Source organism: Ruegeria sp. YTSC199, assembly GCF_059609725.1.
In genome coordinates this window covers 47,834-63,351 of the sequence record NZ_JBXWMF010000005.1, presented here as the reverse complement: position 1 = coordinate 63,351, position 15,518 = coordinate 47,834, and the positions used below count along the sequence as shown (strand labels likewise).

Sequence of the window (15,518 nt, the reverse complement as noted above, 5' to 3'; positions counted from 1 at the left end):
CATTAATCGTCCTGCGGGACAAGTCCCAGACCGCGCAGATAAATGCCGATCCCAGACTCCAGCAAATCCTCGGGCGGGAAGGGGGAGCTTGCGCCGGTATTGCGGGCGAACAGTTCGACAACACCGTGGCTCATGGCCCAGATATGGGCGCTGAACATCGACGCGGGCGGGCGTTTTTCGGGCGGGATGTGCTGCGACAGGTCAGAGGCTGCTTTTTCCAGCACCGCTTTTGCCCGGTTCGCCGCGAGCGCCAGTTCGGGCGTGCGGTTGATGGAAATGCCGCTTTCGAACATGGCGATGTAATGACCCGGGTGCTTGCGTGCAAAGGCCAGGTATGCGCGGCCCGTCGCCTCGAACGCGGCCAGGGCAGAGGGCTGGCCTTTGTCATAAGCGTATTGCATCAGGTCCGCGAACATCTCATACCCTTGGCGGGCGGCCTCGGCGATCAGGTCTTCGCGCCCGTGGAAATGCCGATAGACCGCAGCTGGTGTGACCCCTGCGGTTTTGGCAGCCTCGGACAAGGTAAAGCCAGTCGGGCCTTTTTCCTCGATCAAAGACAGCGCAGCCTCGATAAGAGCCTGTTTCAGGTTCCCATGGTGATACCCGCGTTTCGTCATCCCCGTTTCAGGTGCCTTTGCTGTTTAAGCTGTCGGAATACATGACATAATCCGCGTTGTGGCCTTCGTCCACTATTGGTCATGCGTCCCAGATTTCCGGCCCGCCGCAGATTTTGGGATCATTCGGCCCGATGGCGTCCTCGTCCTTTTCATCATAGTCCAACGCATGCAGCACGGTGCGAATGGCTGCCAGCCGCGCGCGTTTCTTGTCGTCGGACCGGACGATGGTCCAGGGGCAATGCTCGGAATGGCTGCGGGTCAGGGTTTCCGAGATCGACTCGCTGTATTCGTCCCATTTGTTCAGGCCTGCTACGTCGATCGGGCTGAGTTTCCACTGTTTCAGCGGGTCCGTTTCTCGGGACAGGAACCGGTTCAGTTGCTCGGCACGGCCGACATTCAGCCAGAACTTGAACAAGGTGATCCCGTCATTGACCAGCCCGGTTTCCAGCGGCAGAACCTGCCGAAAAAAACGTTCGCGCTCTTCTGCTGTACAGAAACCAAACACGTTTTCGACGACGCCGCGGTTATACCAACTTCGGTCGAAGAACACGATCTCACCGGCTGCGGGAAGATGCTGAATGTACCGTTGAAAGTACCACTGGCTGCGCTCTGTATCCGAAGGTTTGCTGAGCGCGACGTTGCGCGCGCCGCGCGGGTTCAGGTTTTCGCGGAACCGCTTGATCGTGCCGCCTTTGCCTGCCGCATCCCGGCCCTCGAAAATGAGGGCTACACGTCTATCGGTCTCTTTTACCCAGGACTGCATTTTGACTAGTTCAATCTGCAGTTTTTCCATTTCTTTTTCGTATTCCTTACGCTTCATGCGTTCGTCGTAAGGGTAGGTCGGGTTCAGAATGCCGTCCTTTTCAGACTTTACAATGGCTGAACGCACCTCTTTCGGGGCATCCTTTTTGAAGTACTTTTCGATGGAACCTTTTTCGGAACGGGCCATGTGTTACCTCGCCATAAAAGCCATATCCTACTATGGATTAGCCGTGCGCTTAACGCAAACCCGCACGTTGCGCGGCGCGGTCGATGGCGGCGGCAACCTCGGGGGCGGCCACGACCTGCGGCATGTGCCCGATGCCCGGCAACTCGATCAGTTCGGCACCGGGAATTTCGTCGATCAACCGATGTGAATGCCACTCAAGGCCGACGGTGTCATCGGCGGTGCCGTGAACGATTTCGGTCGGGACGTCGATCTCGCCGTACCGGGGTCGCAGGGCAGTGACCTCTTCCAACAGATTGGCGCGCTGCTTGGCGTTGGCGTGCATCGAATTTCGGCGCATGGTCAGACCTGGGCCGAAGTGATCGGCATAGCCCGCAGGGGCCGTCTGGGGCGCGAACACGCCGTCCAGCGCTTTTTCGACGTACCAATTAGGTGCAAAAGCCGTGATCAAGGGCAGGGTTACTGCGCTGCCGACCGAGGTGGACGCCAGTTGGTTGAAACCGTCCAGAGGTGTCTCCCACGGGATCGCGGCGGGCGCGATTAGAACCATTGCCGAAATATTGTCGGGTCGTGTCACGGCCCAGGCGAGCGACACTGATCCACCATAGCTTTGGCCTGCGACGATGGGTTTTTCGGCACCAAGCAGGGCAGCGGCCTTTTGCAGGATTTCCGCCTGTTCTTTGATGGTTTCCCCGTCTGGGTTGAAACCGGCACTGTAGCCTAATCCAGGGCGATCAAATACGATCACGCGGTAGTTTTCAGCCAGTATCGGGGCCAGCGCAAAGGTCATGTCGCGCGTGTTGCCGCTGGACCCGTGAATCAGTACTACGTTCGGCCCTTCGCCCATCACAACGGCATGGACGGGCACGCCGTCAACTTCGACAATCTGACCTTCAGGGGGGAAGGTGGCCTCAGCGCGTGCCTCGTTCCGGGCTGCACGCCAAATTGCGACGGCCCATAGCATGACCATCAAGATCAGAACTATGATGCCGACGCGTAACATGGGGTCAGGCCCTCAGATCAGTTTGATCAACACCGATCCGGCTGATGTCGTAGGGCGTGGTGCCGTAAATCTCACTGATCCAGTTGCCATAAAGCAGATGCGCATGACTGCGCCATCTGTTTTGCGGCGTTTGGGTCGGATCGTCATCCGGATAGTAGTTCATCGGCACGTTGATCGGCGTGCCATTGGCGACGTCCCGGTCATACTCCTGTTTCAGAGTATCGCTGTCGTACTCGAAATGATTGAAGATATAGATAGCCCGGTGCGTCCGATCTTCGACCAGGCACGGCCCCACATCATCGCTACCCAGCAAGGTCACCAAGCCGTTCGCGGCGTCGATCTCATTCTGTTTCATCTCGGTCCAGCGGCTGACCGGAATCACGCAATCGTCCGAAAACCCGCGCAAGAACGGTGAGGCCGCGTTGAGGTTGGAATGACGGAAACAGCCGAAGGCCTTGGCGTCCAGCATATGTTTCTGCACGCCGTGGAAATGGTTGATCATCGCCATCCCGCCCCAGCAGACGCCAAAGGTCGAATGCACATTTGTCTGTGTCCATTCGAAAACCTCGCGCATTTCGTCCCAATAGGTGACGTCGGTAAAATCCAGATGCTCAATCGGCGCGCCGGTGATGATCAGGCCATCAAATTTCTCGTTTTTGACCTCCTGAAAAGGGCGGTAGAACTCAGCCATATGCTCAGCAGCGGTGTTCTTGGTCCGATGCTCGGTCATGCGTATCAAAGATAGGTCAATCTGCAGCGGAGTCGCCCCGATCAGGCGCGCGAACTGGTTCTCGGTCTGAATCTTTTTGGGCATCAGGTTCAGCAACCCGATCCGCAGAGGGCGAATATCCTGACGCATCGCCTGATCCTCGGCCATGACCGAGACGCCCTCTTTGGTGAGGACATCAAATGCAGGAAGGTCGGAGGGGATCTTAATCGGCATCAGATTCAAGCCTTTGGAGTTTCAGTGTAGAAGCGGAAACTAAGCGTCGTTCGCGCGGGTCTCAAGGGTTCGCTCGATCAACTCATCGAAATCAGCCGCGTCACGAACCTTGTGCATGTCGTCGGCGGTGACAGTGACGCCCCAGTTCTGGGCCATCGCCTGATAACGCGGCTGGCGATGCGCCAGTGCCTGCGCATAGGTCCAGCGGATGAACGCGTCAGGGTCCACGTCCTCGGATCGGCAGTCGTGTTGGCTCAGGTAATCGTTCCAAACACGGGTCAGAAATTCGGGCTGATATGACATTGGCTTGGGCGCCTTGTCGAAACGGCGGATCAGCTCGGCCGTATGGTCCTCGTCCCCTTGAATCCAGATCATCAGGGTCTGGCGGGACAATTCGGATAGAACGTGATCCGTTGGGTTTGTCGGGTCCACCCATTCGCAGATCGACCCGCCCGTGTCACAAATGAAATGTAGATATCTGTACAGGCGCTGCGCCCGGTCGATGAAGTACTCGGTGTCCAAAAGCGCGTGAATTTCAGCCTGTCGGAATTGCTCCTGCCTGCGTTTGTATTCGGGCAGATCCAGGCCACCCAGCTCTGGGTTTCCGGGCTTGCCCAGATAAGCGGCTACGGGGGTCAGGTTTTCGAACGATATATTCGATCCAATAAAGATCGAATCCGAAAGCAGAAGCTGACGCAGAAAAGGAACCTTCATCGCCTCGGCTTTGGCGTTATCGGCGATGTATTCGCCCATGTAACGGGTGCCTATGCGATAATCGATCGAGTAATGAAACCAGTCGCCGGAATCGCGCAGGACGTTGGACACATAAGTCTTGCCCAGACCTGACATGCCAAAAAACAGCACCTTTTTCCGCGCCGCGCCGCGCCAGTCTTTTGCCGAGCCGTAGATCATCGTCCGCTGTCCCTTTTTTCCGACCTAGCTAAAACGGGCGGCGGGCGGCGTCAATCGCGTGCGCCTGCGCGGTTGAGGATCAATAGCCCCAGCGCAAGGATGGCGAAACCCAGATATGCCTGCGGCGGTAGGGCCTCATCCCGCAAAGCCGCGCCCAGTACGATGGCGACAGGAGGGATGACCAGCGTGACCAGCAACAGATTCCCCGCACCCGCCATGGCCAGAACCCGGTAGTACAACAGGTAGGCTCCGGCCGTGGCAATCAAAGCGTAATAGCCAATCGCCGCCCACGTGATAAGGGGCAAGTCCATACGTGGCACGCCATCGACCAGCAGTGTGATAGGCAGGATCAGCAGGGTCGATCCGGTCAACATACCGGCTGCAGCGACGACAGGGGGTAGTTCGGACAAAGTGGCTCGCGCCCAAGCACCCGCCAGAGCGTAGGATACCGTGCCTGCAATGACGGCCAGTTGGGCCATGCTCTGCAGGTCGAAACTGGCAAAGTTCCGTATCCCGATTGCAACTGTAACTCCAAGAAATCCAAGCCCAACTCCGATAGCGCGCGTGCGGCTGAGGCGTTCATCCTTGAAAAACAACGCCGCGACTATGACACCGAAAATGGCCGTCATTGCATTCAGGATCGAGGTCAGGCCTGTCTCGATGTAGAGCTGTCCCCAGGCCATCAGCGAAAACGGAATTGCGTTATTCAGCAATCCCATGACCAGGAACGCCAGCCAAACGCGAGGGCCGTGTGGAATGGTCAACCGCCGGAAAAAGACCACAAGCCAAAGCGCCAGCATTGCCCATAAAACCCGATGAAGCACTGAGGTCATTACTGGGATCGTGTCCAGCGCGATCCGGATTGACAAGAACGATGCGCCCCAGATCAGACCCAGCAAAAGAAGCTCGGCCCATGCTTTCGGTGAGAGGTGTTTTTGTGCTTCCATGCAACCTTTTCGCACTGTCTGGGCGCCCGTTTCGACCCGAAACCTGCGCAAAGAAAAACCCCGCCGAAACAGCGGGGCTTATTTGTTTGGGATCAGGCCTGGAATTAGTTCAGAGCGTATGTGATCTGAAAGCCAACGCTCCAAGCCGAGTTGCCCGAGAATTCACCGCCGGTTGTGGTGGTCGCGTCACCGATATCGGTATAGCGAACGCCGCCGGATATCTGGGCGTTTTCAAAGCTGTATGTGCCACCAAGGCCCAGGCTCCAGAAGCCGTCGGTCGGGCCGAGGTTCGTAACCGGTGTGTCCGATGACGTTTCATATCCCGCTGTGATCGCGCCCGAGAACTCCTCGGAGAACTGGTATCCCAGACCCAGAGTGTAAGTGAACGTGTCGTCAGCATAATCGACCAGGTTTTGGTTTGCTGCGCCGACGTAAACCTCCGGGGCCAGGACGGTCTGCGGCCAGTCAACCCAGCGGATCGAACCAAACAGCAAGGTTTTGGGTGCGACACCGGTCTGGAAATCCAGGTTTACCGACTGAGGCGTCTCAACCTCGGTTTCATCGTTCACTGTCACAAGCGCCGCCGGGACGGGGGGGACGCGATTGATCGATTCCGTCGAGTCGAAATTGTGCGTGATTTTTGAGTTGTAGGTCAAAGCCACGCGTGCCGCGATGTCGGGGCGTTCCCACGCGACACCTACGACGTAACCAAAGTCAATCTCGGCATCGGATTCAAATTCGTAGCCGGCAACCACCGGGACTGCGACGTTTGCCTTCGCCCGTTGGGCGCGCACACCGCCGATGGCGCTGAAGCCCCCATCGATCTTGTAGCGGAGCAGTGCCGTGATCGCGTCAACATCCGCCGTTGCGCGCAGAACGTCGGAACGACCACCAACAGGTGCTGTTGGGTTTTGCGACAGAGGGTAATTTGTCGGATACCGCACATCTGCGCCAAAGGGCTCATCGTAGACGAGTGCGAAATCCAGACGATCGGTGAAGGCGCGTTTGTAGGCCAGATGCGGAGTGAAGAAGTCGTTGGCAATATTGCCGGAGTCGACGCCGAACTGCTCACCGCTAACGTCAGGGTTGGTGTAGCCGAGACGAAACTGTACAACGGACCCTTCTTCGAACAGGATGTTGACGCCTTGGCCGCTGCGATCAAGGCCACCCGCATAGGCTCCTGTCGCCCCGACACAGACTGCGCACGCCTGTAGTAGCGCTTTTTTCATTAGTTCCTCCCTTAAGGTCTCCTGTAGGTCAGGCATGGGTTATTGAGTGGTTACGATCGACCTGACTTATGGTGCTCGATACTTTCTTAAGGCCTATTAATCCGTCAACTGGTGACGGTGCGTTATTACTGGTGATTGTGGCGTGAATCTGTTGCTAAACTGTTACGATTCTCGGCCTGGACGTTCATAAAGATGCCCGAGAAGATCACGGCGGCCCCCAGCAGGGTCCAGTGATCCAGTGGCTCGTGGTACAGAATCATGCCGACCACCGCGATTGTCGGCAGGCGGGCAAAATCGAATGGCACCACCACGGTCGCCGGGGCAATGGCCAGCGCGTTGGTGATGCAGTAATGCGCCAACAGGCCTGCCAGACCCACTAGTAAGAGAAAAGGCGCGGTGGCGGTTGTGGGCAGCGAAATCTGGCCGTCGATGCCAGCCGCAATCAGGCCCAGAACAGCCTGCATAACAGTCAGCCAGAACATGATGCAGCCGATACTGGCAAACCGAGTCAGGGTTTTGGTGGAAATGGTGGTCAGCGCAAAGAAAACTGCCGAAAGGGCGGCTGCCAGAACGCCCGCGCTCAGGGGTACGGCACCGGGGCGGGCAACAATCAGGATGCCGGCAAAGCCGATCAGGGCCGACAACAACCGAACCGGCGTCAGCCTTTCTTTCAACAGCAGAGGGGACAGTAAGATAACCCAGATGGGTTGGGTAAACTCCAGCGCAAAAACCTGCGCCAGTGGGATGACCGAGACTGAATAGAACCACAGGTTCTGGCCTGTGAAGTGCATTAGGTTCCGGATACCGTGCAAACCCAGCTTGTATTTCGAAACCTGATGCCATTTGCCAGTGAACGACAAGACCAGCGCGACCACGCAGATGCCGACAAGGCTGCGGTAGAACATGATCTCAAAAGTATCATGCGTGACACTCAGCTCTCGTCCGGCAACGGCCATGGAAGAAAACGAGGCAATAGCCCCGGTCATCCAAAGCGCGGCCTTGCCGATCTGCGGTTTGCTGCTGTCCATTCACCTGCCTGTGGGAATCGCGCGTTCCTGGCTGAACTTAAACAAAAAAGCCGGGACAGTGCCCGGCTTTTTGTTATTCCCACTCGATTGTTCCCGGAGGTTTCGAAGTGATGTCATAAGTGCATCGGTTGATGCCTTTGACCTCATTGATGATCCGCGTGGCGGTTTCGCCAAGGAATTCATGGGTAAATGGATAATAGTCAGCGGTCATGCCATCGACCGAAGTCACCGCCCGCATGGCGCAGGCATAGTCGTAGGTCCGCCCGTCGCCCATCACGCCTACGGTGCGGACCGGCAGGATGGCAACAAAGGCCTGCCAAATCTCGTCATATAGCCCGTGCTTGCGAATCTGGTCGATGTAAACCGCATCGGCCTCGCGCAGGATTTCCAATTTCTCGCGGGTGATCTCGCCAGGGCAACGGATTGCCAGGCCGGGGCCAGGGAAGGGATGGCGGCCGATGAAGCTCTGCGGCAGGCCCAACTCACGACCCAGCGCGCGGACCTCGTCCTTGAACAGCTCGCGCAGGGGTTCGACCAGTTTAAGGCCCATCTTCTCAGGCAGACCGCCCACATTGTGGTGCGATTTGATGGTGACCGAAGGACCGCCCGAGAACGAGACCGATTCGATCACGTCTGGATACAGCGTGCCCTGTGCCAGGAACTCGGCGCCTTCTATGGTGTCGGCGTGTTTCTGGAACACGTCGATGAAAAGCTTGCCAATGATCTTGCGCTTGGTCTCGGGGTCGGACTGGCCGTCCAATTCGCCCAGGAACAGGTCGCTTTCATCCGCATGGATCAGTTGGATGTTGTAGTTGTCGCGGAACATGCCAACGACTTCCTGCGCCTCGTTCTTGCGCAGTAGGCCGTGGTCGACGAACACACAGGTCAGCTGATCGCCAATTGCTTCGTGGATCAGGATCGCCGCGACCGAGCTGTCGACGCCGCCGGACAGGCCGCAGATGACCTTCTTTTCCCCGACCTGTTCGCGGATTTTTCGGATCATCTCGTCGCGATAGGCGCCCATGGTCCAGTCGCCGCTGAACCCGGCCAGTTTGACGAAATTCTCATACAGTTTCGCGCCCTTTGGGGTGTGATGCACCTCGGGGTGGAACTGAACGGCATAGAAGTGACGGTTGGTGTCGGCGGTAATCGCAAAGGGTGCATTGGGCGAGGTTCCGAAGACCTCAAACCCCGGGGCAATTTCGCTGACGTGGTCGCCGTGACTCATCCAGACTTGCTCGTCTCCGCCGGTGAACCAACCGTCCAGAATATCCAGCTGGCCTTTCGGCGTGACAAAAGCCCGTCCGAACTCGGCGGTGCCGTGGCCGCTTTCGACCTTGCCGCCCAGCTGGTGCGTCATCACTTGCTGGCCATAGCAGATGCCGAGGATCGGCACGCCATAGTCAAAAATCTCTTGCGGGACGCGGGGGGAACCCTCGCGCGTCACGCTGTCCGGCCCGCCCGAGAAGATCACGGCCTTGGGCGCCATTTCGCGCACAAAGTCCATCGTGACTTTCTGGTAGGGGTGGATTTCGCAATAGACATTCAACTCGCGCAGGCGGCGTGCGATCAGCTGCGTCACCTGGCTGCCGAAGTCGATGATCAGAAGGCGGTCATGGGATGTCTGGCTCATGACTGGCTCTTAGGTCGCGCGGCGGTTATGTGCAAGCGTTATGAAGGCGTTTCCAGTCAGATACAAAGGGAGATCGGATCAATGACCACCATTCGTTTCGTGAACGCGACACAGGAAGACGCTGGGGCGGTCACCGAGTGTGTCGCAGCGGCCTATGCTGAAGCGCGCAAAACAATTGCTGATCTTCCGGATGTGACGGCTGGTATCGCAGCGGACATCACGGAACATCGGGTGGTGTTAGCTCGTACAGAGTCCGGTTTGGCCGGAGTGATCATTTTTGACCGGCTGGGCGCCGAGATGAAGGTTTTCAACTTGGCCGTTTCACCAAAGACGCAAGGACAGGGGATTGCCGGGAAACTATTGGCTACGGCCGAGGCAGAAGCGCGCGAGGCAGGATGCTCGCATATGATCCTGCGCACCCACCGGCTGATGCGGGGAACACGCGCGATCTATGCGCATCTGGGTTGGGTTGAAACGGAAATTAGCGGCAATTCCGTCGCGATGGAAAAAACGCTCTAAGCCTGCGTTTTAACCCATTGATTCCGACTTTTGACTACCACGGTGAGAAGCGCGGCTGACATCCGCCCGATAGCTCCAGATCGCAATGATGGACCAGCACAGAATGTAGAAAAAGCCCGTAACGATAAGCACCTCACCGGGAACTGGACCCACATCGGCCCGGTCGATGGCTTGCTTGAAACTATCGACCGGAGTCGGATGGACTGAGATTTTCACGCAGAAAGCCAGGCTCTGGATCAGCAGAATCCAAAGATAGTTCCTGCGGATTCGGCGCCCGATCGCGATCATCTGGCTGACATGGTAGCGCGGGTGCAGATAGTCCTGCGCCAGAACTTTCTGCCAGTTCTCCTCCATATGAAGATCACCATCATAAAGCAGCGGTGCATAGAAATGGGTCTCGAGCCATCTGGCCCGCGCGCGCCATACGTTGAAGTATCGGTAGCGCCGCGCCTCGAGCATCAGGAACAGGATGATCAGAATGCCCACAAGCACCAGGGGTAGGGGTGAGGCCTCGGGCGAAGAAAAGGAAATCGACAACGCGACACCCAGCGTGACAACCGCCCAGTTCGTCGTTGTGTCCAATCGGGTCCGCCAGATTGTACTGCGATAAACCTCACCTCGGTACAGGTGTGCGACGGCGCCAATTTCCGCCGCATCAAGGGACTTTCTTTCAATTGATGTGGAAGGTGCTTTTTGCGTTTCCGATTCCATGCTCCTATCATGAACATTAGGAAAAACGGGTCAAAACAATTTCGAAGTGGCAATCATGTCGCTTTTACCCCTATTGCGCCGTAATCCACGTCTGATGTGGTCGGCGGTTCCGGTAACACGATTTGCAACGTGAACATGACTAACGGGATTATCTCATGGCAGAGGCAAACACCCGACGCAGAGCAAGAGGCGGTGGCGGAGCCGCCCGCCGGGCCGAGCGCACCGCGGTTCGTATCGAAACGGCGAAGTACATCGAACGGAATATTCCGAATTTCGAGGTTCTCAACGAAGAAGCGTTGGAGATCATCGAGACAAATGCGGAAACCATTCTGGCCGAGGTCGGCGTCAACTTTGTTGACAACCCGGCCGCGTTGCAGCGTTGGAAAGACGCTGGCGCCGATGTTGATGGCGAGCGCGTACGCATCCCACGCGGTTTGGCGCGTGAACTGATCAAAACGGCACCCAGCGAATTCACCCAGCACGCCCGCAACCCGGAGAAGTCGGTGGTAATCGGTGGCCGCAATCTGGTCCTGGCACCGGTCTACGGTCCTCCGTTCGTGCGCGATATCCATGGCGGTCGTCGCTATGCGACCATGGACGATTTCAACAAGTTCGTGAAACTGGCCTATATGTCCAAATGGCTGCACCATTCGGGCGGGACCGTGTGTGAACCGACCGACATTCCGGTGAACAAGCGTCACCTGGACATGCTGATGGCGCACATGACCCTTTCGGACAAACCGTTCATGGGCTCGGTTACCGATCCCAGTCGGGCGCAGGATTCGGTTGATATGTGCGGTATTCTGTTCGGCAAAGAGTTCGTGCAGGAAAACACTGTCATGACCTCTCTGACCAACATCAACTCGCCGATGACCTTCGACGATGTGATGATGGGCTCGCTTGAAGTCTATGCGAAAAACAATCAGGCCTGCATCATCTCTCCGTTCATTGTCGGCGGTGCGATGGCCCCGGTTTCGGTGGCAGGTACGCTGACGCAGGTTCTGGCCGAAGTTATGGCGGGTGTGGCATACAGCCAGATCATTCGTCCAGGCGCACCTGCGATCTTTGGTGCCTTCGTATCGTCGATCGACATGAACTCGGGTGCACCGACCTTTGGTACTCCCGAGGCGTCGATGGTCACCTATGGCGCGGGTCAGCTGGCGCGACGTCTGAGCCTGCCGTTCCGCTCTGCCGGATCGTTCTGTGGCTCGAAGCTGCCGGATGCGCAGGCGGCATATGAAACCGCAAACTCGCTGAACATGGGCCTGATGGCCGGTGTGAACTTCATGCTGCACTCTTGCGGCTGGCTGGAAGGCGGTCTGGTCGCGGACTTTGAGAAGTTCGTCATGGATGCCGATCAGTTGGGCGTTCTGCACGGTCTGGCCAAAGGCGTTGCCTATGACGAGAACGCGCAGGCGATGGAGGCTATCCGTGAAGTCGGTCCTGGTGGCCACTATCTGGGTTGCGCACATACCCAGGCCAATTTCAAAGAGGCGTTCTGGAAAAGCGAAGTGCTGGACTACAAGCCTTTTGAGACCTGGGAAGACGAAGGCGGGCGTGACACACGGACACTGGCCGCCGCGCGGGTCGAGCATCTGCTGGCCAACTACCAGCAGCCGCAACTCGACCTGACAGTCAACGCCGCGCTGAACGAATACGTCGCGGAAAAGAAAGCATCCATGCCGGATGCCTTCACCTGATCACTGATATTGCGAGGCGCGGCTGGCTTTATACAGCTGCGCTTCGCCCAGCAACGCAATCAGCAGGTCAAGATGGCGCACCAGCGAATAGGCCGCGTCTTCCCCTAACCGCTGCGCGTTAACCTCTCGTTCCATTTCCATCAGCCGAACCAGTGCTGCACCTGTCACGGGCAGCGAGCCGTATCCCAGAATACGTTGCAGATGCCGTTCCCGGTCATAGTCCTGCGCCCCGAGTTTTGCGGCCCGAGCCAGCAGGCGGGGGCGGCGGAGGGTGGTAATCATGGTCATCAGGTCCTGCATCTCGGGGTTCCTTGTTCGAGTGGAAGTTGCCCTTTTTGTCACACAACCTAAGCGGGTGTTGCCTTGATTGGGTTCGCGCCGAACTGCGACTTCATGAGTGTTTATGGTTTTGAATCAAATCTGGTTCTTGTCCCTGCGGGTTAACGAACGAGTAACGAAAGCAACTCTAGTTAGAATTGGTTAACAAACTCATCGGGGGCGATTGAGATCAGATTGTTGTGTCGACGAGGGCAAGGAACTATGGAAAATAACATGGCTTTCACCATTCCGGCTTGGGTACCTGAAGGGGCGCAGAGATATCTTGCCCACACAGAGACCGGCCAGTCGATCCGCGATATCGCGCGATCCGCGGGGTGCCATGCTTCGACCATTCTCAGACAAATCAGACGGATTGAAATGCGCCGAGACGATCCTTTGGTGGATGCCGCGCTGCAGTCGCTGGCGGAAACACATTTCTCTGATCCGGGTGACCGCAAGGCTGGGGCTGCTCATGGGTCGCTGCCTGTCACCGAAGAAGAATCGGCAGCCGCAAAGGATGAGGAATTCAACCGCGAGGCCCTACGGATTCTGCGCCGCTTGTGTGAAACCGGGTCGGTCTTGGCAGTGGCCGAGGAAATGGACAAGGCCGTTGTGGTTCGCGACACCGGCGACGCTGGAGCCACCAGAACGGCCGTGGTGGAATGCAGGATCGCACAGGCCCTTGCCCTGAAAGGCTGGATTTCTTGCGATAACCCGGCCCGGATTTCGCGGTATCGCATATCGTCAGCAGGCCGGACCGCGTTGAGCCGACTGGTCGCCGAGGCCGAGAACAAGGCGCGCGAGCGCAGTGAGTTTGGAATGGCCGAGGCGCAGGCATCCTTCCAGGCGCAAATGGCGCAGGGGCAGGGCGTGGCTGCGAAACCCGACCGGCCAAGGCGCGTTCGCTACAGCGCGGCGGAAAGCCCCCTGATTGCGCTGGCGCGCAGGCGGGATCGGGATGGCAAGCCGTTCCTGGATGATTCGTTGGTCGCCGCAGGCGAACGTCTGCGTGAGGATTTTGAACTGGCGCAAATCGGTCCTCAGGTCGCGCAAAACTGGGATCATTTCCTGACCGCCGGAGGGCGCGGCAGTCTCAATAGCGAGGCACATGGCGGGCGAGGTTCGTCCGACGCGCGGGATCGAGTGGAACATGCCCTGTCGGATCTCGGGCCGGGGTTAAGCGACGTAGCGCTGCGCTGCTGTTGTTACCTCGAAGGGCTGGAACTGGCCGAAAAACGCATGGGCTGGTCGGCGCGGTCCGGCAAGATCGTATTGCGGATCGCTCTGCAAAGACTCAAGCGGCATTACGAAAGCCATTCGGAGCGGAATCGATTGATTGGGTGATACGTTTTGGTTGCGTTTGCGAAGCCAAGTGATAGTCACTGGTTATGAATTTTACCCTCAGACAGTTGCAATACTTCAACGCCGTTGCCGAACAGCGCAACTTCGGCCGGGCGGCGCAGACCTGCAATGTGTCGCAACCCGCCTTGTCGGTGCAGATCAAGGCGCTGGAGGAGAGTTTGGGCGGCCCGCTTTTCGAACGTCAGGCCCGCGACATCCTGCTAACGCCGCTGGGGCGCGATGTGCTGGATCACGCACGCCAGGTTCTGGGTGCCGCCGATAGGCTGGATCAATTCGCCAGGGATCGCTCGGGTGGGCACAGATCGCTGGTGATTGGCATAATTCCGACAATCGCGCCGTATTTGCTGCCCGGCGTGCTGGCCGGACTGCGTGCCTCGGACGTTTCCTTGCGCGTGCAGGTGCGCGAGGCCAGAACCGAGCGACTGCTGGCCATGCTGCGCGTCGGAGAAATCGACACCGGTGTTGTGGCTCTGCCGGTTGGTGGAAATGAGCTGTTCGAACTCCCCCTGTTTCAGGACCGGTTTCTTCTGGCCGGCAGTACGGCGCGCCTGCAGGGCATGGCAACGAACCCCGAGGCCCTTCGCCCACTGGATCTGAAAACCGCGCAATTGATGTTGCTGGACGATGGCCATTGCCTGACGGATCAGGCGCTTGAGGTCTGCGGACAGGACCGCAGCAGTGGACTCATCAATATGGGCGCGTCGTCGCTGGCCACCTTGTCGCGACTGGTGGCCGAAGGCTTTGGCCTGACCCTGATGCCCGAGCTTGCGGCGCGGTCGGAATCCGAGGCCGTACCCGGGCTGAAGCTGATGCGTTTCAGCACGCCCCAACCGGCGCGCACAGTTGGTCTGGTGCGGCGTGCTTCAACTGGGGGGGAAGGCTGGTTTGACGGTCTTGCCGAGGTCATCCAACGGGTCGGCGAAGGCATCGTGACTGCCACCCGCGCCTAATAACGAAAAGACCCGCCGATGGCGGGTCTTTTTTGCTTTGGATCGCTTAAAGGCTTAGGCCAGAGCCGGTTCCTTGGCTTCGTCCAGGTGCTTTTTCAGGTTTTCCGGCGACGAGGCGCCATAGGGGTCTTCGGGGCAGTTGTCCATCAATCCGGGCTCTTCGAACCATGCCTCGACCACACCGTTGTTGACGATGGCGGCATAGCGCCACGAGCGCATACCAAAGCCCAGGTTGTCCTTGTCGACCAGCATACCCATCTTGCGGGTGAACTCGCCCGAACCGTCCGGGATGACCTTGACGTTATCCAGGCCTTGATCCTGCGCCCATTTGTTCATGACAAAGCTGTCATTTACGGACATGCAATAAATCTCGTCGATGCCATTTTCTTTGAAATCGGCATAACCGTTTTCAAAACCGGGCAACTGGTAGGTCGAACACGTGGGGGTGAACGCACCGGGTAGCGAAAACAGGATCACCCGTTTGCCGGCAAAGTAATCTGCGGTTGTCTTATCTTCCCAACGGAACGGGTTGGGGCCTTCGACGGCCTCGTCACGGACGCGGGTGTGAAAGGTTACGTCAGGCAGTCTGGTACCGGATTTCATGCTCAAGTTCCTGTGATTCATGTGTGAACTGCCGATGATTTAAAACAGTTCTAAATTGGCTTCAACGCCATTATTGCGGCAAGTGCGAATTCTGGCG

The 15,518-nt window shown here is 57.8% G+C and carries 16 protein-coding genes; 4 read left to right on the top strand and 12 right to left on the bottom strand.

Features of this window, described 5'->3' with window-relative positions; all coding sequences use genetic code 11:
• Nucleotides 1-2: 2 nt before the first annotated feature.
• From AC2FEE_RS06150 to guaA, 9 genes are all read right to left on the bottom strand, one after another.
• The gene (locus AC2FEE_RS06150) at nt 3-617 is read right to left on the bottom strand and encodes a TetR/AcrR family transcriptional regulator (RefSeq protein ID WP_475209743.1); all 615 of its coding nucleotides are present in this window, start codon (nt 615-617) and stop codon (nt 3-5) included.
• Between the two features lie 79 nt (nt 618-696).
• On the bottom strand, nt 697-1,566 hold the full coding sequence (gene ppk2, locus AC2FEE_RS06145) for a polyphosphate kinase 2 (protein WP_496863773.1): 870 nt from the start codon (nt 1,564-1,566) through the stop codon (nt 697-699).
• Between the two features lie 49 nt (nt 1,567-1,615).
• Nucleotides 1,616-2,566, bottom strand: coding sequence for an alpha/beta fold hydrolase (locus AC2FEE_RS06140; protein WP_496863771.1), 951 nt, complete (start codon nt 2,564-2,566; stop codon nt 1,616-1,618).
• A 4-nt stretch (nt 2,567-2,570) separates the two neighbouring features.
• On the bottom strand, nt 2,571-3,509 hold the full coding sequence (gene metA, locus AC2FEE_RS06135) for a homoserine O-acetyltransferase MetA (RefSeq protein ID WP_496863770.1): 939 nt from the start codon (nt 3,507-3,509) through the stop codon (nt 2,571-2,573).
• Nucleotides 3,510-3,548: 39 nt separating this feature from the next.
• Nucleotides 3,549-4,421 carry an ATPase gene (locus AC2FEE_RS06130; protein WP_496863769.1) on the bottom strand — a complete coding sequence of 291 codons (873 nt, stop codon included), beginning with the start codon at nt 4,419-4,421 and terminating at the stop codon, nt 3,549-3,551.
• 50 nt (nt 4,422-4,471) lie between these two features.
• Entirely contained in the window at nt 4,472-5,368 is an 897-nt protein-coding gene (locus AC2FEE_RS06125; RefSeq protein ID WP_496863768.1) for a DMT family transporter, read from the bottom strand.
• Between the two features lie 104 nt (nt 5,369-5,472).
• Nucleotides 5,473-6,597, bottom strand: a complete 1,125-nt coding sequence (locus AC2FEE_RS06120) for an OmpP1/FadL family transporter (RefSeq protein WP_496863767.1) — start codon at nt 6,595-6,597, stop codon at nt 5,473-5,475.
• 125 nt (nt 6,598-6,722) lie between these two features.
• Nucleotides 6,723-7,625 carry a DMT family transporter gene (locus AC2FEE_RS06115; protein ID WP_496863766.1) on the bottom strand — a complete coding sequence of 301 codons (903 nt, stop codon included), beginning with the start codon at nt 7,623-7,625 and terminating at the stop codon, nt 6,723-6,725.
• A 73-nt stretch (nt 7,626-7,698) separates the two neighbouring features.
• Entirely contained in the window at nt 7,699-9,258 is a 1,560-nt protein-coding gene (guaA, locus tag AC2FEE_RS06110; protein WP_496863764.1) for a glutamine-hydrolyzing GMP synthase, read from the bottom strand.
• 81 nt (nt 9,259-9,339) lie between these two features.
• Here guaA and AC2FEE_RS06105 point away from each other — a divergent pair, with 81 nt between their 5' ends.
• The gene (locus AC2FEE_RS06105) at nt 9,340-9,777 is read left to right on the top strand and encodes a GNAT family N-acetyltransferase (RefSeq protein ID WP_496863763.1); all 438 of its coding nucleotides are present in this window, start codon (nt 9,340-9,342) and stop codon (nt 9,775-9,777) included.
• A gap of 9 nt (nt 9,778-9,786) precedes the next feature.
• Here the strand turns inward: AC2FEE_RS06105 and AC2FEE_RS06100 are convergent, their stop codons facing one another.
• A complete protein-coding gene (locus AC2FEE_RS06100; RefSeq protein ID WP_496863761.1) occupies nt 9,787-10,488 on the bottom strand; it encodes a DUF2270 domain-containing protein in 702 nt (233 codons plus the stop codon).
• A 155-nt stretch (nt 10,489-10,643) separates the two neighbouring features.
• Here AC2FEE_RS06100 and AC2FEE_RS06095 point away from each other — a divergent pair, with 155 nt between their 5' ends.
• Entirely contained in the window at nt 10,644-12,188 is a 1,545-nt protein-coding gene (locus AC2FEE_RS06095; RefSeq protein WP_496863760.1) for a trimethylamine methyltransferase family protein, read from the top strand.
• Here AC2FEE_RS06095 and AC2FEE_RS06090 read toward each other — a convergent pair whose 3' ends face one another.
• Nucleotides 12,189-12,488 carry a DUF6477 family protein gene (locus tag AC2FEE_RS06090; protein WP_496863759.1) on the bottom strand — a complete coding sequence of 100 codons (300 nt, stop codon included), beginning with the start codon at nt 12,486-12,488 and terminating at the stop codon, nt 12,189-12,191.
• Nucleotides 12,489-12,728: 240 nt separating this feature from the next.
• On the opposite strand from AC2FEE_RS06090, the gene AC2FEE_RS06085 reads away from it, so the two are divergent.
• Nucleotides 12,729-13,850: a DUF6456 domain-containing protein gene (locus tag AC2FEE_RS06085; RefSeq protein WP_496863758.1), complete on the top strand. Its 1,122-nt coding sequence runs from the start codon at nt 12,729-12,731 to the stop codon at nt 13,848-13,850.
• Between the two features lie 44 nt (nt 13,851-13,894).
• Nucleotides 13,895-14,818 (top strand): hydrogen peroxide-inducible genes activator, encoded by a 924-nt coding sequence (locus AC2FEE_RS06080; protein WP_496863756.1) that lies wholly within the window; start codon nt 13,895-13,897, stop codon nt 14,816-14,818.
• 54 nt (nt 14,819-14,872) lie between these two features.
• Here the strand turns inward: AC2FEE_RS06080 and AC2FEE_RS06075 are convergent, their stop codons facing one another.
• A complete protein-coding gene (locus tag AC2FEE_RS06075) occupies nt 14,873-15,421 on the bottom strand; it encodes a peroxiredoxin (protein WP_496863754.1) in 549 nt (182 codons plus the stop codon).
• Nucleotides 15,422-15,518: the final 97 nt, after the last annotated feature.